At 69.3% G+C, this 20,753-nt stretch carries 15 protein-coding genes; 10 read left to right on the top strand and 5 right to left on the bottom strand.

Translation table 11 applies throughout. The features are described 5' to 3' along the window. The 7 genes from RTX79_RS07000 to RTX79_RS06970 all read left to right on the top strand — a co-directional run bounded on the left by RTX79_RS07000 (position 1) and on the right by RTX79_RS06970 (position 7,888). On the top strand, positions 1–549 hold the full coding sequence (locus tag RTX79_RS07000; protein ID WP_312682929.1) for a DUF3261 domain-containing protein: 549 nt from the start codon (positions 1–3) through the stop codon (positions 547–549). Then, a complete protein-coding gene (locus tag RTX79_RS06995) occupies positions 546–1,739 on the top strand; it encodes a beta-ketoacyl-[acyl-carrier-protein] synthase family protein (RefSeq protein WP_312682928.1) in 1,194 nt (397 codons plus the stop codon). The genes RTX79_RS07000 and RTX79_RS06995 overlap by 4 nt, the downstream gene beginning before the upstream one ends. Continuing rightward, positions 1,736–2,188 (top strand): hotdog family protein, encoded by a 453-nt coding sequence (locus RTX79_RS06990; protein WP_057507140.1) that lies wholly within the window; start codon positions 1,736–1,738, stop codon positions 2,186–2,188. Before RTX79_RS06995 ends, RTX79_RS06990 begins: the two co-directional genes overlap by 4 nt. Continuing rightward, complete coding sequence (locus RTX79_RS06985; protein WP_057507141.1) at positions 2,185–2,916, top strand: 3-ketoacyl-ACP reductase FabG2; 732 nt, start codon at positions 2,185–2,187, stop codon at positions 2,914–2,916. The genes RTX79_RS06990 and RTX79_RS06985 overlap by 4 nt, the downstream gene beginning before the upstream one ends. Further along, positions 2,916–4,166: a beta-ketoacyl-ACP synthase gene (locus RTX79_RS06980; protein ID WP_312682927.1), complete on the top strand. Its 1,251-nt coding sequence runs from the start codon at positions 2,916–2,918 to the stop codon at positions 4,164–4,166. The genes RTX79_RS06985 and RTX79_RS06980 overlap by 1 nt, the downstream gene beginning before the upstream one ends. A 127-nt stretch (positions 4,167–4,293) precedes the next feature. Next, positions 4,294–4,554 (top strand): YcgL domain-containing protein, encoded by a 261-nt coding sequence (locus tag RTX79_RS06975; RefSeq protein WP_312682926.1) that lies wholly within the window; start codon positions 4,294–4,296, stop codon positions 4,552–4,554. Further along, the gene (locus RTX79_RS06970) at positions 4,547–7,888 is read left to right on the top strand and encodes an ankyrin repeat domain-containing protein (protein WP_312682924.1); all 3,342 of its coding nucleotides are present in this window, start codon (positions 4,547–4,549) and stop codon (positions 7,886–7,888) included. Before RTX79_RS06975 ends, RTX79_RS06970 begins: the two co-directional genes overlap by 8 nt. Before the next feature lie 98 nt (positions 7,889–7,986). On the opposite strand, the gene RTX79_RS06965 is transcribed toward RTX79_RS06970, so the two are convergent. After that, the gene (locus tag RTX79_RS06965; protein WP_312682923.1) at positions 7,987–9,780 is read right to left on the bottom strand and encodes a monovalent cation:proton antiporter-2 (CPA2) family protein; all 1,794 of its coding nucleotides are present in this window, start codon (positions 9,778–9,780) and stop codon (positions 7,987–7,989) included. Positions 9,781–10,110: 330 nt separating this feature from the next. Here RTX79_RS06965 and mgtE point away from each other — a divergent pair, with 330 nt between their 5' ends. Beyond that, positions 10,111–11,481, top strand: coding sequence for a magnesium transporter (mgtE, locus tag RTX79_RS06960; RefSeq protein ID WP_312682922.1), 1,371 nt, complete (start codon positions 10,111–10,113; stop codon positions 11,479–11,481). A 96-nt stretch (positions 11,482–11,577) separates the two neighbouring features. Next, positions 11,578–14,292, top strand: a complete 2,715-nt coding sequence (locus RTX79_RS06955) for a bifunctional acetate--CoA ligase family protein/GNAT family N-acetyltransferase (protein ID WP_309682442.1) — start codon at positions 11,578–11,580, stop codon at positions 14,290–14,292. Positions 14,293–14,370: 78 nt separating this feature from the next. Here RTX79_RS06955 and RTX79_RS06950 read toward each other — a convergent pair whose 3' ends face one another. From RTX79_RS06950 to RTX79_RS06940, 3 genes are all read right to left on the bottom strand, one after another. Beyond that, positions 14,371–15,072, bottom strand: a complete 702-nt coding sequence (locus RTX79_RS06950) for an alpha/beta fold hydrolase (protein WP_312682921.1) — start codon at positions 15,070–15,072, stop codon at positions 14,371–14,373. Positions 15,073–15,213: 141 nt separating this feature from the next. Further along, complete coding sequence (gene dkgB, locus RTX79_RS06945; protein ID WP_312682920.1) at positions 15,214–16,017, bottom strand: 2,5-didehydrogluconate reductase DkgB; 804 nt, start codon at positions 16,015–16,017, stop codon at positions 15,214–15,216. Positions 16,018–16,126: 109 nt separating this feature from the next. Further along, on the bottom strand, positions 16,127–17,341 hold the full coding sequence (locus tag RTX79_RS06940) for an MFS transporter (protein WP_312682919.1): 1,215 nt from the start codon (positions 17,339–17,341) through the stop codon (positions 16,127–16,129). Positions 17,342–17,447: 106 nt separating this feature from the next. On the opposite strand from RTX79_RS06940, the gene RTX79_RS06935 reads away from it, so the two are divergent. After that, positions 17,448–18,350 (top strand): LysR substrate-binding domain-containing protein, encoded by a 903-nt coding sequence (locus tag RTX79_RS06935; RefSeq protein ID WP_312682918.1) that lies wholly within the window; start codon positions 17,448–17,450, stop codon positions 18,348–18,350. A gap of 91 nt (positions 18,351–18,441) precedes the next feature. On the opposite strand, the gene RTX79_RS06930 is transcribed toward RTX79_RS06935, so the two are convergent. After that, positions 18,442–20,538, bottom strand: a complete 2,097-nt coding sequence (locus RTX79_RS06930; RefSeq protein ID WP_312682917.1) for a methyl-accepting chemotaxis protein — start codon at positions 20,536–20,538, stop codon at positions 18,442–18,444. Positions 20,539–20,753 lie beyond the last annotated feature (215 nt).

Here is a 20,753-nt window from a genome sequence, read left to right as displayed (position 1 = left end):
ATGAGCCGCCTGCTGCCTGCGATCCTGCTCACCCTGCTGCTCGCCGCCTGTGCCGGCCGACCGGTGCGTACCGAAGGTGCGCTGCCGCCGCTGCGCCTGTCGCCGGCCAGCCTGCAGGGCACGCTCGCCCTGCAGCAGCAGCTGCACTTCCGTTTCGGTCGCGCCGAACGCGACCTGGACGCCCTGCTGGAAGCCGATGCCGGGCAGGTGCAGCTGCTGGTGCAGGCAATGGGCCAGACCGGCTTCCGCGTGCAGTGGGACGGCCAGGACCTGCAGGAACAGCGCGCTGCGTGGTTGCCGAAGCAGGTACGTGCCGACCGCGTGCTGGACGACCTGCAGTTCGCGCTGTGGCCGACCGCAGCGATTGCCGCGGTGCTGACCGATGGCTGGCAGGTGGTCGATGATGGCCGCGTGCGCCGGCTGCAGCGCGGTGGGGTCGAGGCCCTGCGGCTGCAGCGCAACGACGATGGCAGCCTGCAGCTGGACAACCGCGTTGAAGGCTATTCGCTGACCATCCGCTCAGTGCCGACGGGCGACCAAGCGCCATGAACGCGCCGATTTTCCTCAACGACATGGGTGTCGTCTGCGCGCTCGGCGCCGGACGCGCGCAGGTCGCCGCCGGTCTGTTCGCCGACCAGCCCGGCGGCCTGACCGACTGCGACGACGTGCTGCCCGGACGCACCCTGGCGCTGGGCCGCGTGCAGGCCGCGCTGCCGGACCTGTCCGCGCTGCCCACCGCGCTACGGGGCCGCAACAACGCCCTGCTGGACCTCGCGCTGGCGCAGATCGCGCCCGCCGTGCAGGCCGCCGTTGAGCGTTACGGTGCCGGGCGGGTCGCGGTGGTGATCGGCACCAGCACCTCCGGCATCGGCGAAACCGAGCCGGCCCTGCGTGCGCGGCACGCAACCGGGCACTGGCCGGAAAGCTTCGCCTATGCCCAGCAGGAAATGGGCAGCGCGGCGGCGTTCGTACGCCACCGCAGCGGTGCAACGGGACCGGCGTGGACGCTGTCCACTGCGTGTTCGTCCGGGGCCAAGGCGCTGGCATCGGCGGCGCGCCTGCTGCGTGCCGGCATCGTCGATGCGGTGATCGCCGGCGGGGCCGATTCGCTGTGCCGCTTCACCGTGGCCGGTTTCAACGCACTGGAATCGATCTCCGACACCCGCTGCCTGCCGTTCTCGGCAACGCGTGCGGGCATCAACATCGGCGAAGGGTCGGCGCTGTTCCTGCTTACCCGCGAACCAGGTCCGGTACAGCTCGCCGGCTGGGGAGAAAGCTCGGACGCGCACCACATGTCCGCCCCCGAACCGAGTGGTGCCGGCGCCATTGCGGCGATGCGCGAGGCGTTGGACCGCGCCGGCTGGGCACCGACGGACGTGGACTACATCAACCTGCACGGCACGGCCACCCGCCACAACGATGCGATGGAATCGCGTGCGGTGCAGGCAGTGCTCGGCGGGCAGGTCGCGGCCAGTTCCACCAAGCCGCTGACCGGCCACGCGCTGGGCGCGTCCGGTGCGATCGAAGCGGCGCTGTGCTGGATCGCGCTGGCCGACAACCCGGCCGGCCGCCTGCCGCCGCACTGGTGGGATGGCCAGCCCGATCCGGAGCTGCCCGCGCTGGCGCTGGTGGCGCCGGGCGCGGTGGCGGCCGGCCCCCTGCAGCGCGTCCTCAGCAGTTCGTTCGCCTTTGGCGGCAGCAATGCCGTGCTGGCCCTGCAGCGGATGCCCGGCGCATGACGCTCTACCCGATCGAAGACGTGGTGCCGCACCGTGGCAGCGCGCTGCTGCTGGACCAGGTGCTGCGTTGGGACGAGGACAGCATCGACGTAGCGCTGGTGGTGCCGGCTGCGGGCCTGTTCAACGAGGCGGCCGGCGTGCCGGCGTGGATCGGCATCGAATACATGGCACAGGCCATCGCGGCGTGGGCGGGCTGCCGCGCGCGGCGTGACGGGCGCCCGCCGCAGATCGGTTTCCTGCTCGGCAGCCGCCGCTACAGCAGCCAGGTTCCGCTGTTCCCTGCCGGTACCGCGCTGGTGGTACACGCGCGGCGCGAACTGATGGGCGACAATGGGCTCGGCCTGTTCGCCTGCCGCATCACTGCGGGCAGCGAAACATGGGTGGACGCCAACGTGTCGGTATACGAACCGGCCGATGCGCAGGCATACCTGGAGAGGGGAAACGCATGACCGCCAACCTTGCCGTGCTGGTGACCGGCGCAAGCCGCGGCATCGGCCGTGCGATCGCCCTGCGCGCCGCCCGCGATGGCTTCGACGTGGCAGTGCACTGCCGCAGTCGCATCGACGAAGCCCAGGCCGTGGTCGCGGAGATCGCCGCGATGGGCCGGCAGGCCCGCGTGCTGGCCTTCGACATCAGTGACCGCGCCGCCGCGCGCACCGCGCTGGAAGCCGACGTGGCCGCGCATGGCGCGTACTACGGCGTGGTGTGCAATGCCGGCATCGCCCGCGACGGGGCCTTCCCCGCACTCAGCGAAGCAGACTGGGACCAGGTGCTGCACACCAACCTGGATGGGTTCTACAACGTGCTGCACCCGCTGGTGATGCCGATGGTGCGGCGCCGCCAGCCGGGCCGCATCGTCACCCTGGCGTCCGTTTCCGGTCTGATCGGCAACCGTGGCCAGGTCAACTACAGCGCCGCCAAGGCCGGCATCATCGGTGCCACCAAGGCGCTGGCGCTGGAGCTGGCCAGTCGCCGGATCACCGTCAACTGCGTGGCACCCGGGCTGGTCGATACCGAGATGCTGGACGCCGAGGTGGTCGAGCACGCGCTCAAGCTGGTTCCCGCCGGCCGGGTCGGCACGCCGGACGACGTGGCCGCGGCGGTGGCATTCCTGCTGTCGGCCGATGCCGGCTACATCACCCGCCAGGTGATCTCGGTCAACGGAGGCCTGGCCTGATGCAGCGCGAAGGACGCCGCGTGGTGGTCACCGGCGCAGCGGCGATCAGTCCGCTGGGCCAGGACTGGCCGAGCATCCACGCGCGCCTGCGTTCGCTGCGCAATGCCGTGCGCGCGATGCCGGAATGGGATGTCTATGCAGGCCTGAACACACGGCTGGCCGCGCCGGCCGAGGCGTTCGAGCTGCCCGAGCACTACAACCGCAAGACCACCCGTTCGATGGGGCGCGTGGCGCTGATGGCCGTGCGCGCCAGCGAACTGGCGCTGCAGCAGGCCGGCCTGCTCGACCATCCGGTGCTGCACGGCGGGCGCACCGGCGTCTCTTACGGGTCCTCGGCCGGCAGCCACGAGGCGATCAGCGAGTTCGGCCGAATGCTCAACAGCTTCACCACCGCCGGCATCACCGCCACCACCTACCTGAAGATGATGAGCCACACCGCACCGGTGAACATCGGGGTGTTCTTCGGCCTGAGCGGGCGCATCCACACCACGTCCAGCGCGTGCACGTCGGGCAGCCAGGGCATCGGCGAAGCCTACGAAACGATCCGCGCCGGCCGCCAGACGGTGATGCTGGCCGGCGGCGCCGAGCAGCTGGACGCCACCGCGGCCGCGGTGTTCGACACCCTGTACGCCACCAGCGTGCGCAATGAGACGCCGCAGGCCACGCCGCGCCCGTTCGATGCGGGCCGCGATGGGCTGGTGCTGGGCGAAGGTGCCTGCACCCTGGTGCTGGAAGAGCGCCAGCATGCGCTGGAGCGCGGCGCGCCGATCCTGGCCGAAGTCCGCGGTTATGGCAGCAACAGCGACGGCCAGCACGTGACCCAGCCCAGCAGCCCGACCATGGCGCGTGCCATGCAGCTGGCGTTGGACGACGCCGGCCTCGCGCCGTCGCAGATCGGCTACATCAACGCCCATGGCACGGCCACCGACCACGGCGACATCGCCGAAAGCCAGGCCACGGCCGCAGTGTTCGGGGCCGGCGTGCCGATCAGTTCGCTGAAAGGCTACGTCGGCCACATGCTGGGCGCCTGTGGCGCGTTCGAAGCCTGGCTGAGCATCGAGATGATGCGCGCGGGCTGGTTCGCCCCCACCTTGAACCTGGACGTGGTGGATCCGCGCTGTGCCCCGCTGGACCACGTGCAGGGGCAAGGCCGCACGCTGCAGGTCGACCACGTGATGAGCAACAATTTCGCCTTCGGCGGCATCAACACCTCGCTGGTGTTTGCCCGCCATCCGGCGACCCAAGACTGAACCGCGTCACGACATTGATGAATCCCGTGTCGGGAAACGGCGCGCAGCGGGTCCGTGCCTGACCTGACGCCTTCCGCCGGTGACGGGTTTCCGACACAATCATGTCTTGAAGGGTAAACCTGAAAGCATGCAAGCCTACGTCTACAAGAGCCAACGCAAAGACGATACCTACGTCTATCTCGCCGAGCGGGATGGCTTCGGCGTGCTGCCCGGGCCATTGGCCGCATCGCTGGGCCGGCTGACCCTGGTGCTGGAACTGGAACTGGTCGAAGGCCGTCGCCTGGCACGCGCGGATGTCGCGCTGGTACGCAGCGAACTGGCCAGCCGCGGGTTCTACCTGCAGGTGCCGCCGAGCATCACCAGCATGATGCCGCGTCACAATGACTGACCCGCATCCCCGACTGGTTCCTGCCGCGCTGGCGCTGGGTGCAGTGCTGGCCGCGGCATCGGCCGTCGGTGGCCTGCCCGGCGTACTGCTGGCCGCGCTTGCGCAGCCGGCCTTCGCGCTGGGCGTGTCCTGGCTGCGCCGCAGCCGGGTACCGCGTGCGCTGCCGCAGGTGATCCGCGAAGAACTACCCGCGCTGCTGGTGCTGTGGCTGGCCGGGCCGGCGGTGCTTGCCTTGCTGATGGCCTGGCCGTTGGCGGCGCTGCGCGAAAGCGGCAGCCTGGCCGCCGCGCTGGGACTGGCGGTATTGCTGGGCGTCGGCCTGCTGGCGGTGTGGCGCACGTGGCCGCTGTGGAGTGACGTGGAACGCCTGGCCGGTGGACTGCAGCGCCATGCCACGGGCCTGGCCGGCCGCGAACTGGGCGCCTGGCGCGGCCTGGCGGTGGCGGCGCTGGTTCTCGCGCTGTGCACGCTGGTGGTGATGCCGGCCTGGCCGGAACTGCTGCCGCCGGCACTGCGCTGGCCTGCGGTGGTGGTCACGGTGCTGCTGTCGCCCCTGCTGCACCTGCTGCTGCAGCGGGTGGTACCGGCCGGTACCGCGCCCTCCGCACCGTCCCACGGCATGCAGGAACTGCGCAGTGCCTGGCAGGCACACGAGCAGCCGGACGCCGATACCGCACCGGTCGCATTGGAAGCCATGCCCGCCGACGCGCTGGCGCCGGCGCTGTATGAAGCGGCACGCCATGGCCGCATCGACCGCGCGCTGCAGCTGCTCCAGGCGGGTGCCGATCCGCATGCCGCGCCGGACCCGCAGTGGCGCGACCAGCGCAACCTGCCGGTACTGGCCGCGGTGCTGCCGGACCTGCGCCTGCTGCGCGAACTGATTGCCCGCGGCGTCGATGTGAACGCCCCGCACAAGGGCATGACGCCGCTGCTGGCGGCCACGCGTGACAGCTGGCATGGGCGCCCGGAAGCGGTGATGACCCTGCTGGCCAACGGCGCGGATTCGCGCGCCACCGATGCCGACGGCAACACGCCGCTGCACCACGCCGCGCGCAGTTCCGATCCCGGCGTCGCCGCGCTGCTGCGCGATGCCGCCGCCGAAATCGACGCGCTCAACAACGAGGGCTGGTCGCCACTGGCGGTCGCCTGCCAGGTCGGCAACTGGCGCCTGGCGCGCTTCCTGCTGGAACGTGGCGCCCGTACTGAACCGGTGGAAGGCATTCCGGTGCTGCTGGCCGCAGCGGCCACCGAAGACGATGATCCGGCTGGCGTGCAGCTGCTGCTCAAGCACAAGGCGCGCGCCGATGCGCGCGATCGCCAGCGCCGCAGCGCCCTGCACGAAGCCGCACTGGCCGGGCATACCGCGATCCTGGATGCGCTGCTCGCTGCCGGTGCCAACCTGGAAGCCCGCGATGCGCTGGGCCGCACGCCGTTGCTGGAAGCGGCCGCCGGTGGGCGTGCAGCGGTGATCGAACACCTGCTGCGGCACAAGCCCGACCTTGCCGCCGTCGATGCCGATGGTCGCAATGCCCTGCTGCTGGCCGCCATGGCCACCGACGTACCGCCGTTGATGGTGAAGCGTCTGCTGGAGCTGGGGCTGGTCGCCGACCTCGACGACCCGCTGGCACGGCGCGCGGTGGACAGCGCGGCCGAAGCGGGCCGTTGGGCGATCGTGGCGATGCTCGATGCGTCCTACGCGCTTCCGGCCGCAGTCAGTGATGGCTTGTTGGCGTCCAGCGAAGACGGCGAAGTGGCCACGTCGTTGTTGCCGGACCGGCCGCCGCTCGAGCTGCTGCGCGAATCACTGCGCTTCGGCAACCTGGACGGCATGGAATCGATGGCGCGGCTGTGCCGTGCCGAAGAACTGGGCAGCCTGCTGCACGAACCCGAACTGGCGCTGGATCCGCGCGCCGTTGCCTGGCTGCTGAAGCAGGGCGCCTCGCACGAGGTACTCGATGCCTGCACCGATACGCCGATGTTCGCGCTGCTGGCGCGTGGCGTGGATGCGGTGCCAGCGCTGCAGGTGATGCTGGAGCAGGGCGTATCACCTGCCGGCGGTGGCGGGCTGGCACGCTTCCTGGCGGCCTGCGCGCAGCACGACCAGGCCAGTCGCGGGCTGGAACAGCTGGCATTGGAGCTGCTGGAGCGTGGCGCCGATCCGTTCGCTGCATCGCCGGCCGGCGACCCGCCACTGGCGCTGGCCGTGCGCCTGGGATGGCTGCGCCTGCAGCAGTCGCTGTTGGGCCTGGGCGTGGATCGCGAAGCACGCGACAGCCACGGCATGACCGCGCTGCACCTGGCCACCGCGCTGGGACGCGAAGCGGCGCTCAAGCTGCTGGTGCGCCATGGCGCGTCGCCGGAAGCACGCGCCGCCGATGGCCAGACGCCGCTGGGTGTCGCGCTGTCCAGTGGCCGTCGCGATCTGGCGGACTGGCTGGACTGGCGCGTCTGGTCGCTGCCGCGGCGCACGCTGCGCGAATCCGACCTGGCCGCTGCGGCCACCGCCGGGGACGTGGATGCGGTACGCCGGCTGATCGACCTCGGCTTCGCCGTGGACAGCGTCGACGCGCAGGGCTGCACGGCACTGCTGCGCGCCGCCGGTGGCGGCCATCTGCCGGTGGTGGACCTGCTGCTGGCACGCAGTGCCGATCCGCAACATGCGTCGGCCAGCGGCGCCACGCCGCTGTCGGCAGCGGTCAGCATGCGCCAGATGGACATCGTGTCGGCGCTGCTGGATGCCGGCGCGCAACTCGAACACCGCCTGCCCGGCGGCGTCACGGTGCTGATGCTGGCCTCTGCGCTGGGCCTGCCGGATATCGTGGCGCGGCTGTTGACCGCCAGCGCCGACGTGCATGCCAGCGATGCGCAGCAGTTGGCGGCGCTGCATTGCGCTGCGTTGTACGGATTCTCCGCCCGCGACCGCTCGCGCCTGCTGGCCCTGCTGGACACGTTGCTGCTGGCCGGCGCGGAGCCGGACAAGGCGGCTGCCGGCGAAGTGACCCCGCTGCTGCTGCTGCTGGGCGCGCGTGCCGAGCCGGGAACCGCCTGCGACGAACAGGTGGTGCTGGCCGGCGTGGAACGCCTGCTGGATGAAGACGTTTCGCTGGAAGTGCGCGATCCGCGCGGCTTCGGCCCGCTGCACCTGGCGGCGCTGCATGGATTGCCGCTGCTGGTTCAGCGCCTGCTGCGCGCCGGCGCGGATCCGGAGGCGCGCGACACGCTCAACCGCAGCCCGCGCGAGATCGCGGTGATGCGCGGCTTCATCGACGTGGCCGCCGAATTCCAGCCGCGCGTGCCCGGCGTGTCCTCGATGGCACGGTTCCTGCGCGAATGAACCGCCGGTAGTGACGACCGTTGGTCGTCACGCCTCTGCGCTGGTGGGTGACGACCGGTGTTCGTCACGCCTCCGCTTCCCGCTGCGCTCGCCGAGCGCTACCGGTCCTGCGGCGCGTCCTTTCCGCTGCCCGCATCGGCTTCGAACAGATGCATCAGGTCATTGCGTGCATCGCGCGAGGTCTGGATCACCGCCGCCTCGTCGTCGTACACCAGGTACTGGTCGCGCAGCAGCTTCTCATCATGTTCGCGGAAACGCTGCACATGCCGCCGCGCCGTTTCTTCGGACACCCCCAGCAGCCTCAGCACCTGTTCGCTGAGTTCCAGGCTGGTGCCGAACACTTCGCGGAACGGTTCGGCGCCCATGTCCATCAGCCGCCACGCATGCTGGCGGTTGCGTGCCCGCGCCAGCACCCGCGCGTTCGGATACAAGCGCCGGATCATCCGCGTCGCGCGCAGGTTGGTTTCCGGATCATCCATGGTGACCACGAACACCGCGATCTCCGCACCGCCCGCCGCGCGCAGCATCTCCGGCCGGGTCGGATCGCCGTAGTACAGCTGGTTGCCGAACCGGCGCAGGTCGGCCACGGTATCCGGATTGACCTCCAGCGCGACGAACGGCACTTTCTGCGCGGTCAGCAGTCGCGCCACCACCTGGCCAAAGCGTCCCATCCCGGCGATCAGCACTTTCGGTCGCTGGTCCGGGTTCACTTCATCTGCCGGCGGTGGCGTTGGCCTGGCCTCGGTTTCGCGGCCGATCAGCCGCAGCAGGGCGATCAGCAGCAGCGGGGTAAGGCCCATCGACAGGCCGACGATGGCCACCAGCCGGTCATGGTTGGCGCTGCCCAGCAGCAACGCGCGCTGGGCTTCGTTGAACACCACGAAGGCGAACTCGCCACCCAGCCACAGCACGCTGCCCAGCATCAGCGCCTGGCGCGCGCCCAGCCGGGCAAGCCGTCCAATCGCATACAGCAGCCCGAACTTCACCAGCAGCAGCACGCCGACGCCTGCGGCGATCATGCCCGGTTCGGCGACGATGCGGTCCAGGTCGATCCCCATGCCCACCGCAATGAAGAACAGGCCCAGAAACAGCCCCTTGAACGGTTCGATCTGCGCTTCCAGCTCGTGCCGGAACTCGGAATCGGACAACAGCACGCCGGCCAGGAACGCGCCCAGGCTCGGGCTCAGGCCCGCTTCCTGCAGGAACCAGGCGGTGCCCAGCACCACCAGCAGGGCGGTGGCGGTGAACATTTCCGGGCTGCGCGTGCGCGCGACCATGCCGAACACGCGGCGCAGCAGCGGCCGGCCACACAGGATCACCACCGCCAGCGCGCCGATGGCCACCGCCACGTCCTGCCAGTGCAGGGTCTGGTTGCGCGCACCGCCCAGCAGCGGAATGGCGGCCAGCAGCGGGATGGCGATCAGGTCCTGGAACAGCAGGATGGCAAACGCCAACCGGCCATGGTCGCTGTTGAGCGCCTTGTGTTCGGACAACAGCTGCAGGCCCACCGCGGTGGAGGACAGCGCCAGCGCCACGCCGACCACCAGCGCACTCTTCCAGTGGAAATGGTCCAGCATCAGCAGGCCGCCCAGCACCAGCGCGCAGGTCGCCACCTGCAGCGCGCCCGCACCGAATACCGAACGCCGCATCACCTTCAAGCGCGACGGCGACAGCTCCAGCCCGATCACGAACAGCAGCATCACCACGCCGATCTCGGCCGCGCCCAGGATGCGGTCGGTGTCCTGCACGAAGCCCAGTCCGTCCGGGCCCAGCACCACGCCCGCGGCGAGATAGCCGAGCACCGCGCCGAAGCCCAGGCGGCGGAACACCGGCACCGCGATGACTGCCGCAAGCAGCAGGACCAGGGCAAGTTCGAGCACGCCGCTATGCATGGGAAGTCGAGGTCATGGCCGCAGGGGGGAGGGCACGCCGGGTGGCAGCCGGCCCTTGCGCGACATTATGCGCCGCCCGCTGCCGCGCGCACGGCGATACAGCTGAGCCGCGCCAAACCGGCGGCCCCTGCGGGGTTGACCCATCGTGCCCGCGGGTCCATCCTGCCCCCCGCCAGTGGCCTACCCGCTGGCAACACCCTTCCGGAGTCCAACCCCCATGTCCAGCGACAGTAGAAGTCGACCTCGTTCGACGCCAGCGACGGCAACCGCCTGACAGGGACGGTTCGCCTGCGTTGGCGTTGCACCTGCAACGACGAAAGGCGAACCACGATGAACCAGAAGCAGATGCTGCGTCCTGCCACGGACGCTGCCACCACGGCCGCCCCCCTGGCCAACTTCAACACCGCCGACGCGGTGGAACATCTCAACACCCTGCCGCTCGCCGGCGCGGTCGAGCTGCTCGCCGCGCTGCCGCTGCCGCGCGCGGTGAAGCTGCTGGAGGCCCCCGAACTGCATCGCGCAGGCGAGCTGGTGGCCGCGTTGCCGCCGGCGCGTGCTGCCGCGCTGCTGGGGTTGATGGCCGACGACCGTGCCACCGATATCGTGCACGAACTGGACCAGGACGAGCGCGCGCGGCTGGTGCCGCTGATCGGCGCCGAGGCGCGCCAGGTCATCCAGACCCTGCTGAGCTACCCGCCGGATACCGCCGGCGCACTGATGACCACCGAGTTCGTCAGCGTGCCGGCCCACTGGACGGTGGGCCAGACCCTGCAGCACATCCGCGAAGTGGAGCGCACGCGCGAGACCGTCTATGCCATCTACGTGCTCGACCCGGCCAGCCGCCAGCTGCGCCAGGTGGTGACGATGCGCCGGCTGATCACCGGCCTGCCCGATGAATCGATCCTGGACGTGGCGCAGGTCAACGCGCCGGTGACGGTGGACGTGGCGATGGACCAAGAGGAAGTGGCGCAGCTGATCCGCCGCCACGACCTGCTGGCGATCCCGGTGGTGGATGCCGGCATGCAGATGCTGGGCATCGTCACCGTGGATGACATCCTGGATGCGTTGATCGAGGAATCCACCGAGGACGCGCACAAGTTCGGCGGCATGGAGGCGCTGGAAAAGCCGTACATGCAGATCGGCTTCGTGGAAATGCTGCGCAAGCGCGGCGGCTGGCTGAGCGTGCTGTTCCTCGGGGAGATGCTGACCGCCAGCGCGATGCAGCACTACGAAGACGAACTGGCCCGCGCGGTGGTGCTGACCCTGTTCATTCCGCTGATCATGAGCTCCGGTGGCAACTCCGGTTCGCAGGCCACTTCGCTGCTGATCCGCAGCCTGGCGCTGCGCGAACTGCGGCTGCGGGACTGGTGGAAGGTGGCGCTGCGCGAGGTGCCGACCGGCATCGTGCTGGGCACGATCCTGGGCAGCCTGGCGATGCTCCGCATCGTGGTCTGGCAGCTGGGTGGCCTGCATGACTATGGCGAGCACTGGCTGCTGCTGGCGCTCACCGTGGCCGCCGCGCTGGTCGGCATCGTCACCTTCGGTTCGCTGTCCGGATCGATGCTGCCGTTCGCGCTCAAGCGCCTCGGCTTCGACCCGGCCAGCGCTTCGGCGCCGTTCGTGGCCACTCTGGTCGATGTCACCGGCCTGGTGATCTACTTCAGCATCGCCGCCACCATCCTCCACGGGACGCTGCTGTAAAAAAGGGGACGGAGGGGATTAAGTCGCGTTCGGCCAGTGGGGCAGGTCCGAATAAGACTTAATCCCCTCCGTCCCCTTTTTTGCTCTACTAGCGGCATGAGCACTTACAACCTGCAGTCCGTGTTCCGTCCGCAGTCGGTCGCCGTGATCGGGGGTAGTCCGCGCGATCGTTCGGCCGGCCGGGCGGTGATGCGCAACCTGCGCGGGGCGGGATTCGCCGGCAAGGTCGCCTGGGTCAACCCGCGCCATGCGGAGATCGACGGCATCCGCACCACCAGGCGATTGAAGGACCTGGATTGGGTACCGGAGCTGGTGGTGGTGACCGCGCCGGCCAGCATCGTGCCGCAGGTGATCGCCGATGCCGCCGCGCTGGGCGTGGCCGCGGCGATCATCCTCACCGCGCACCTCGGTGAAGGGCCCGGCTCGCTCGCCGCACAGGTGGAAGCCAGCGCCCGCGCCAAAGGCCTGCGCATCCTCGGGCCGCATTGCCTGGGGGTCATCGCACCGCATGCGCGCCTGAATGCCAGCATCGCCGCGCATGTTCCGCAGGCCGGTGACCTGGCGCTGATTTCCGAGTCCAGCGCGATCGCCGCCGCGCTGGTGGAGTGGGGCGTGGCGCGCTCGGTGGGCTTCTCGGCGGTGGTGTCGCTGGGCGATACGATGGACGTGGACTTCGGCGACCTGCTGGACTACTTCGCCACCGACTACCGCACCCGCGCCATCCTGCTGTACGTGGAACAGATCAAGGACGCGCGCAAGTTCATGTCGGCCGCGCGTGCCGCCGCGCGCTCCAAGCCGGTGATGGTGGTCAAGTCCGGCCGTGCCGAGCGCATCATGCCGGGCAACGATACCCACGTGCAGGCGCTGGCGCGCGCCGATGATGTCTACGGCGCGGCCTTCAACCGCGCCGGCCTGCTGCGGGTGAGCGCGCTGGACGAACTGTTCACCGCCGCCGAGACGCTGGGGCGGCTGGGCTCGTTTCCCGGGCGCAGGCTGGCCATCCTCAGCAACGGCGGTGGCGTCGGGCGGCTGGCGGTGGACCAGCTGGCGGCGCTGCGCGGCACCCTCGCCACGCTGTCGGACAGCACCGTGCAGCAGCTCGATGCGGTGCTGCCGCAGGGCTGGTCACGCTCCAATCCGGTGGACATCGTGGTCGACGCCGATGGAGACCGTTATGCCGCCGCCATCGAAGCGCTGCTGGCCGACAATGAGAACGATGCGCTGCTGGTGGTCAACGTGCCGACCGCCTTCACCTCCTCCGCCGATGCCGCGCAGGCGCTCACCCGCACCCTGGGCCTGCGGCCGCGCCACCAGCGTGACAAACCGGTGTTCGCGGTGTGGCTGGGCAACGACGAGCGCGCCACCGCGACCCTGAACGCTGCGCGCGTGCCGACCTATCCCACTGAAGCAGAAGCCGTGCGCGGCTTCCAGCACCTGGTGCGCTACCGCGACGCGCAGAGCGCGCTGATGGAGACGCCGCCCAGCCTGCCGCAGGATTTCGTGGTCGATGCGGTGGCCGCGCGCGCGATCGTCGACGCGGCGCTGGCCGCTGGGCAGCGCTGGCTGGATCCTCTGGCCACGCATGCGTTGCTGAAGGCATACGGCATTCCTTCGGCGCCGGTGCTGCATGCGCGCGATGCGCATGAGGCCATGGACCTGGCCCAACCCCTGCTGGAACAGGGCGCCAGCGTGGCGTTGAAGATCCTCTCACCGGACATCCCGCACAAATCCGAAGTGGACGGCGTGCGCCTCAACCTGTCCACGCTGGCAGCGGTGCAGGCGGCGGCGACCAGCATCCTGGCGCGTGCGCGCGAACTGCGCCCCGATGCGCGCATCGACGGCCTGCTGGTGCAGCCGACCATCGTGCGCCCGAAGTCGCGCGAGCTGATCGCCGGCATCGCCGACGATGCGACGTTCGGCCCGGTGATCGTGTTCGGTCGTGGCGGCACGGCGGTGGAAGTGATCAATGACAAGGCACTGGCGTTGCCACCGCTCGACCTGCGGCTGGCACATGAACTGATCGGCCGCACCCGGGTCTCGCGCATCCTCAAGCCGTACAGCGATTTCCCGGCCGCCGACGAGCGTGCCGTCGCCCTGGTGCTGGTCAAGCTGGCGCAGCTGGCAGCGGATATCCCGGAAGTGCGCACGCTGGACATCAATCCGCTGCTGGCCGATCGCGAAGGCATCCTGGCCCTGGACGCGCGGGTCGCGATCGCGCCTTCGCGCATCCTGCACAAAGGCCGCGGCCACCCGCGGTTCGCGGTGTTCCCGTATCCGAAGGAATGGGAGCGCACGCTGCAGCTGTCCGATGGCAGCCATGCTTTCGTGCGGCCGGTGCGACCGGAAGACGATGCGCTGTTCCGCGCGTTCTTCGCGCGCGTCAGTGATGAAGACCTGCGCCTGCGCTTCTTCCAGTCGGTCAAGCATTTCAGCCACGAGTTCATCGCCCGGCTGACCCAGCTGGACTACGCGCGCTCCATCGCGCTGGTGGCGATCGATCCGCGCAGCGGTGACATGCTGGGTGCCGTGCGCCTGCATGCAGACGCCGATTACCATCGCGGCGAGTACGGCATCCTGATCCGCTCGGACCTGAAGGGCCACGGCATCGGCTGGCGCCTGATGACGATCATGATCGAGTACGCGAAATGGCTGGGCCTGGACCTAGTGGAAGGCCAGGTACTGCGCGAGAACAGCACGATGATCGCGATGTGCCAGAGCCTGGGCTTCAGCACCCGGCTGGATCCGGATGATTCGACGGTGATGATGGTGAGCCTGCCGGTGCAGCAGGTGGCCGCGCAGCTGCTGGAATGATCCCGCTTCCGGTAGTGACGGCCGCTGGCCGTCAGGCTCCTGCCTGCCGCTGCCCGCGGCGCATGCTTTCCCGCGACCTCATTCCCGCAGCAACCATTCGCGCATGGCCGCACTGACCTCGCCCGGCTTCTCCATCGGGGCCAGGTGCCCGCACCCGGGCACCACCACCAGCGTGGCCTGTGGTGCCAGTGCCTGCATTTCCCGGCTGATCGGCAACGGGGTGATGCGATCATTCTCACCGCACACGATCAGCAGCGGGTCACGGTAGGACGCCAGCAGCGCATGGCCGTCTTCGCGGTCCAGCCCGCTTTGCCGCAGGAACACCTCCGCGCCAAGTCGCGCGGTCATGTCGCGGACGCGTTGCACCAGCACCTGGTCATCCAGCCGCGAAGCATCGATGTAGCTGCGCATCAGCGTGTCGCCGAACCCATGGAACCGGCCGGGCAGACGGACACTGGCGATCTGTGCGGCACGCTGTGCAGCACGTTGCGGCGAATCGGCATGGATCGAGGTGTCGATCAGGGCCAGCCGCAGCACCCGCTGCGGCGCACTGCGCAGGATCTGCTGGGCCACGAACCCACCCAGGGAGAAACCGGCAAGGGCAAAGCGGGGCGGTGCCTGTGCGAGCACGGCGTCGGCCACTGCCTGCATCGTTTCGCCGTGGGTGAGGTCACCGACGGTCGCCTCGGCGATGTCGGCCAGGTCGGTCAGCTGGTCACGCCACAGTTCGGCGTCGTTGAGCAGGCCGGGAAGCAGCAGCAGGGGAATGCGTTCTGTCATCGTGCCATTGTAGAAGACCAACCGGCCAGCGCCGGGGCATGCTCGGCGAGCGCAACGGCAAGCAGGCGCGTGACGACCAACGGTCGTCACCCACAGTGCAGCAGCGTGACGACCAACGGTCGTCACGCACCAGGGGAGAGGTCAGTCCCAGGCCGGGGCGATGCCGTCCGGATTGGCCAGCCGATGGCCGCGGTCCAGTACGGCGATCTGGGCGAGGTCTTCGTCGGTCAGGCGCAGGCTGGCAGCTTCCAGGTTGCTGGCCAGGTTCTCGCGCCGGGTCGAAGACGGAATGACCGCGAAGCCCTGCTGCAGCGCCCAGGCCAGCGCGACCTGCGCCGGGGTGGCCTGGTGGCGGCCGGCGATCGCCTGGATCACGGGATCCTTGATCACTTCGCCGTAGGCCAGGCTCATGTACGCGGTGACGTGGATGCCCTGTTCCTGCAGGAACGGCACCAGCAGGCGGTTCTGCAGGTACGGATGGATCTCCACCTGGTTGGTGGCGATCTCGCTTGCCCCCAGGATGCCGATTGCGCGGCGGGTCTGGGCGATGGTGAAGTTGGAGATGCCGATCCCGCGCGTCAGGCCCTGTGCCTTGGCTTCGGCCAGCGCCGGCAGGTATTCCTCCATCGGCACCGCGTCATCCGGCGACGGCCAGTGGATCAGGGTCAGGTCGACGCGGTCGGTACGCAGCTTCTCCAGGCTGCGGTGCAGGCTGGCCAGCAGCGCGTCTCGCTTGAATTCGCTGATCCAGATCTTGGTGGTCAGGTAGATGTCATCGCGTGGCACGCCGGATTCGGCGATCGCCTGGCCGACTTCGGCTTCGTTGCCGTAGATCTGTGCGGTATCGATGGCGCGGTAGCCGACGTCGAGCGCATTGCGCACCGAATCGATCACCGCCTGGTCTTTCAGGCGGAACGTACCGAGGCCAAAAGCAGGAACGGTCATGGGGATACTCCAGCGGGGGACAGGAAGAGGGTAGGGCAGCTGCCGTGTGCATGCGGGCAACGCTGCGTTGTGGTGCCCGGCCGCAGCGGGCGACCCGGCAGCGGGCTGTTCAATGCGCCGCCACGGTGATGCCGTCGGCGCGGTCGTCGATGCCATCGCGGCGGTCCAGCCGGCCGCTGAGCGCGGTCAGGGCGTAGGCGCCCACCACCACCAGCGCGCCCAGCCACGGGGTGTGCATCAGGCCGATGTGTTCCACCACCAGCCCACCCAGCGAGGCGCCGAGGGCGATGCCGATATTGAACGCGGCGATGTTCAGCCCCGATGCCACATCGGTTGCCTGCGGCGCATGGCGCTGCGCCTGCTTGACCACGTAGACCTGCAGGCCGGGCACGTTGCCGAATGCCACCGCGCCCAGCGCCAGCACGGTCAGCAGCACCAGCCAGGTGTTGTACGCGGTGAAGGTCAACACCAGCAGCACCAGTGCCAGCAGCGCGAAGATGCGCTTGAGGGCCGGAATCGGGCCGAGCCGGTCGGCCAGGCGGCCGCCCCACACGTTGCCGAACGCTACCGAGATGCCGTACACCAGCAGCACGCCACTGATCGCATTGGCGGAAAAACCGGTGACCTCCTGCAGGATCGGCGCCAGGTAGGTGAAGGACAGGAACGTACCGCCGTAGCCGAGCGCGGTCATCGCATACACCATCAGCAGCCGCGGCTGCGCCAGTACGCCCAGCTGCTGGCGGAAGGTCGCCGGTGCGCTCTGCGCCAGGTTGCGCGGCACGAAGGCCAGGCTGCCCAGCAGCGCCACCACGCCCAGCCCGGATACCGCCAGGAAGGTCGCGCGCCAGCCCAGGTGCTGGCCGATGAAGGTGCCCAGCGGCACGCCGGTAACGAGGGCGACGGTCAGGCCGGTGAACATGATGGCGATCGCGCTGGCGGCTTTTTCCTTCGGCACCACCGACGTGGCGATGATCGAGCCGATGGAGAAGAACACGCCATGGGCGAGGCCGGTCAGGATGCGCGCGACGATCAGCGAGTTGTAGCCCGGTGCCAGGTAGGCGACCAGGTTGCCCACGGTGAACACCAGCATCAGCGCCACCAGCAGGGTCTTGCGCGGCACGCGGCCGGTCAGCGCGGTCAGCACCGGCGCGCCGATCGCTACGCCGAGCGCGTACAGGGACACCAGCAGGCCGGCCGAGGGCAGGCTGACCTGCAGGTCGGCGGCGATGGTGGGAAGCAACCCGACGATCACGAACTCGGTGGTGCCGATGGCAAAGGCACCGAGGGTGAGCGCCAGCAGGGCGAGGGGAATGCCACGGGTCATGACAGGGTCCGGCAGGAAAGGAAGGAGCGCAGTCTGCGCCGCTGACCTTTGCCGAAAAACACGTCTTCACGCCAATCACTCTTGCCTGATGGTCAATAATGCGGCGATGAAGATCACCTTGGATGAAATGCAGGCCCTGTTGGCGGTCATCGACAGCGGCACCATCAGCGCGGCGGCCGAGCAGTTGGGCCAGACCCCGTCCGGGGTCAGCCGCGCGCTGGGCCGGCTGGAAGAAAAGCTGGGCACCACGCTGCTGACCCGCACCACGCGCCGCCTGCACCTGACCGCCGAAGGCGAGGCCTTCGTGCGCCAAGCGCGGCAGATCGTCGAGGCAGTGGAGACCGCGGAGGAACAGATGGCGCTGCGTCGCCAGCGTCCGGCTGGTCGCCTGCGCGTGGATGCGGCGATGCCGTTCGTGCTGCATGTGATCGCCCCGCTGGTGGCCCGCTATCGCCAGCAGTTTCCGGAGGTGGCGCTGGAAGTGAACAGCTCCGAGCGTTACATCGACCTGCTCGAGCGGCGCACCGACCTGGCCATCCGCATTGGTCCGCTGGCCGATTCCACCCTGCATGCCCGCCTGCTCGGCCGCTGCCGCCTGCAGCTGGTGGCCAGCCCGGCCTACCTGCGCCAGCACGGCACGCCGGACAGCGTGGCCGCCTTGTCGGCGCATACGCTGCTGGGCTTCAACGAACCCGAATCGCTGAACCGCTGGCCGCTGCCCGGCGACGACGAGGGCCAGTTGCGGGTACGCCCGGACATCGCCGCCTCCAGTGGTGAGACCCTGCGCCGGCTGGCGGTGGAAGGCGCCGGCATCACCTGCCTGTCTGATTTCCTGACCCACGCCGACCGCGCCAGCGGCGCGCTGGTGCCGGTGCTGATCGCGCAGACGCTGGATGTCTACCAGCCCATCCACGCGGTGTACTACCGCAACACCGCCGTATCGGCGCGCGTGCGGTCGTTCGTGGATGTGCTGGCAGATGGCATGCAGCGCGAGCCGTTCGCAATGTAGCCCGAAGCGTGACGACCAACGGTCGTCACCCACCGGGAGCGCATCGGCTGACGGCCAGCGGCCGTCACTACGGGGCCAACGGCGCCATGCGTCAGGCCAAGGTGAACACGCCCACCGACTCGACCAGGCGCGCAGCCTGCTGTTCCATGCTGCGCGCGGCAGCGGAGGCTTCTTCCACCAGCGCGGCATTCTGCTGGGTGGCGCCGTCCATCTGCACCACGGTCTGGTTGACCTGTTCGATGCCTGCGCTCTGTTCCTGCGAAGCGGCGGAGATGTCGGCCATGATGTCGGTCACGCGCTGCACCGAGGCAACGATCTCGCCCATCGTGTTGCCCGCCTGGCGCACCAGCGCCGAGCCATCGGCAACCTTTTCCACCGATTCATCGATCAGCCCCTTGATCTCCTTTGCAGCGGCCGCCGAACGCTGTGCGAGCGTGCGTACTTCACTGGCCACCACGGCGAAGCCGCGGCCCTGGTCGCCCGCCCGCGCGGCTTCCACGGCCGCGTTCAAGGCCAGGATGTTGGTCTGGAAGGCGATGCCGTCGATCACCGAAATGATCTCGGCGATCCGCCGCGAAGACGTTTCGATACCGCCCATCGTTTCCACGACCTGACCGACCACGTCGCCACCCTGCGAGGCCACGCCCGCCGCGCTGCGCGCCAGATCGTTGGCGGTGCGCGCATGTTCTGCGTTCTGGCGCACGGTGGAGGTGAGCTCCTCCATCGAGGCAGCGGTTTCTTCCAGGTTGGCGGCCTGCTGTTCGGTGCGCTGTGACAGGTCGCTGTTGCCGCTTGCGATCTCCATCGCGGCTTCGCGGACGCCACCGGCCACCTGCTGGATGTCGGCGACGATCGTCGCCAGCTGCGCCGCCGTGGTGTTGGCGTCGCCGGCGATCCGCGCGAACACGCCATGGAACTCACCCTCCATGCGCGCACGCAGGTCGCCATCGGCAATCGCGCGCAGCATGCGCGATACGTGGGCCAGGTTGCCGTCGGTGGTCTGCATCAGCTGGTTGAGGCCGGCCACCATGTCGGCGAAATCATGCTCGAAGCCGGCCACGTTGCCGCGCTGGCTGAAGTCACCGGCGGCAGCGGCACCTGCCAGTCGCTTGATCTCGGCATTGATCGCGCCGAGGTTGGCCTTGGCGGCATCCAGTGCATCGGTGATCACGCGCTTCTCGCCCGGCAGGCGGTCCATGTCTTCGGACAGATCACCGACGGCATAACGACCCATGACGGCGATGGCACGCATCTTCACCTGGATGTGCGCAGCGACCAGTGCATTGCAGTCGGCCACCATGCGGCCGTAGGCGCCGGGGAACGCGGCGGCGTCCATGCGATGGCTGATCTGCCCCGCCTCGTGGGTGCGGGCCATTTCCGCCTGCGCTGCCAGCACACCGCGCAGCGTGCCCTGCACGTCCTGCATGGCCGTGGCCAAGCGGCCGATCTCATCGCGCCCCTGCACCTGCACGCGGTAGTCAAGGTCGCCAGCGGCCACGGCGCGCGCGGCGACTTCCACCGCCACCACCGGCCGCACCACGGCGCGGCGCAGCCACCAGGACAGCGCGAGCAACAGCAGCACGGCGCTGATGACCGTCACCACGGCACTGGACACCAGCAGTTCGCGTGCGTGGCTTGAGCGGCGTGCGATGGCCGCATCCGCGACCTGTGCGGTATGCGCGGCCAGGCCATCCAGCGCCTGTGCCAGCGGGCGGTCGCGGCCGCGCACCCGCGCATCACCGGCGGCCGGGTCGTAACCCGATGCGATATAGGCCTGCAGTGCGGCCTGGTAGTCACGCTGCAGCGCGGCCTGATCGGTCATGAACGCGGCGACCAGCTCGCGTGTCCGCCCATCGTCGGCACGGCCGACCTTGGCGGCCAGTTCCGCTACCTTGCGCCCCTCTTCGGCCAAGGCGGCCGCGTGCTTTTCGCGCAGCGCATCGTCCGCACCCCGCAGCAGCACGTTCTTCCACTCCTGCACCTGCAGGCGGAACTCCCGCTGCAGCTGCTCGGCGTCGCGGCTCACCGAATAGGAGGCCGGCATCGCCGCGCCGAGGTCGAACCAGGCCGATGCCAGGCCGGCCAGGGCACTGACCACCAGCAGCAGTACGCCCAGCGAGGTCGCACCGATCAGCTTGAACTGGATGCCGCGGGCAGCGGGGGAAGGAGCGGGAGAAGCGTTCCGCATGAGCGCACGGGTCCGGGAAGGGGAGACTTCCTTATCGGATTGACCCTTCAATGCTTAAGTGCGCAGTCCGTCACGGTTTGTGTTCCATTCAATGACGTGAAAGATCTGTGATCTTCACCGTGGCCCATTCAGTAGAACAGTGGGGGCGTGGAACAGCGGTCCTGCGCGATATTCGAAAGCCCGCGCCACGCTGGTTTACGACACTTCCGGTCACC

It is taken from the genome of Stenotrophomonas chelatiphaga, from assembly GCF_032054965.1.
Classification (GTDB): domain Bacteria; phylum Pseudomonadota; class Gammaproteobacteria; order Xanthomonadales; family Xanthomonadaceae; genus Stenotrophomonas; species Stenotrophomonas chelatiphaga.
The sequence above is the reverse complement of the archived record's forward strand: the minus strand, read 5'-3'. Positions and strand labels throughout refer to the sequence as shown.

Bases quoted from the DNA above. Each gene is read 5' to 3' on its own strand.
- RTX79_RS07000 (WP_312682929.1), top strand. From the start codon at position 1: ATGAGCCGCCTGCTGCCTGCGATCCTGCTCACCCTGCTGCTCGCCGCC.
- RTX79_RS06995 (WP_312682928.1), top strand. From the start codon at position 546: ATGAACGCGCCGATTTTCCTCAACGACATGGGTGTCGTCTGCGCGCTC.
- RTX79_RS06990 (WP_057507140.1), top strand. From the start codon at position 1,736: ATGACGCTCTACCCGATCGAAGACGTGGTGCCGCACCGTGGCAGCGCG.
- RTX79_RS06985 (WP_057507141.1), top strand. From the start codon at position 2,185: ATGACCGCCAACCTTGCCGTGCTGGTGACCGGCGCAAGCCGCGGCATC.
- RTX79_RS06980 (WP_312682927.1), top strand. From the start codon at position 2,916: ATGCAGCGCGAAGGACGCCGCGTGGTGGTCACCGGCGCAGCGGCGATC.
- RTX79_RS06975 (WP_312682926.1), top strand. From the start codon at position 4,294: ATGCAAGCCTACGTCTACAAGAGCCAACGCAAAGACGATACCTACGTC.
- RTX79_RS06970 (WP_312682924.1), top strand. From the start codon at position 4,547: ATGACTGACCCGCATCCCCGACTGGTTCCTGCCGCGCTGGCGCTGGGT.
- RTX79_RS06965 (WP_312682923.1), bottom strand. From the start codon at position 9,780: ATGCATAGCGGCGTGCTCGAACTTGCCCTGGTCCTGCTGCTTGCGGCA.
- mgtE (WP_312682922.1), top strand. From the start codon at position 10,111: ATGAACCAGAAGCAGATGCTGCGTCCTGCCACGGACGCTGCCACCACG.
- RTX79_RS06955 (WP_309682442.1), top strand. From the start codon at position 11,578: ATGAGCACTTACAACCTGCAGTCCGTGTTCCGTCCGCAGTCGGTCGCC.
- RTX79_RS06950 (WP_312682921.1), bottom strand. From the start codon at position 15,072: ATGACAGAACGCATTCCCCTGCTGCTGCTTCCCGGCCTGCTCAACGAC.
- dkgB (WP_312682920.1), bottom strand. From the start codon at position 16,017: ATGACCGTTCCTGCTTTTGGCCTCGGTACGTTCCGCCTGAAAGACCAG.
- RTX79_RS06940 (WP_312682919.1), bottom strand. From the start codon at position 17,341: ATGACCCGTGGCATTCCCCTCGCCCTGCTGGCGCTCACCCTCGGTGCC.
- RTX79_RS06935 (WP_312682918.1), top strand. From the start codon at position 17,448: ATGAAGATCACCTTGGATGAAATGCAGGCCCTGTTGGCGGTCATCGAC.
- RTX79_RS06930 (WP_312682917.1), bottom strand. From the start codon at position 20,538: ATGCGGAACGCTTCTCCCGCTCCTTCCCCCGCTGCCCGCGGCATCCAG.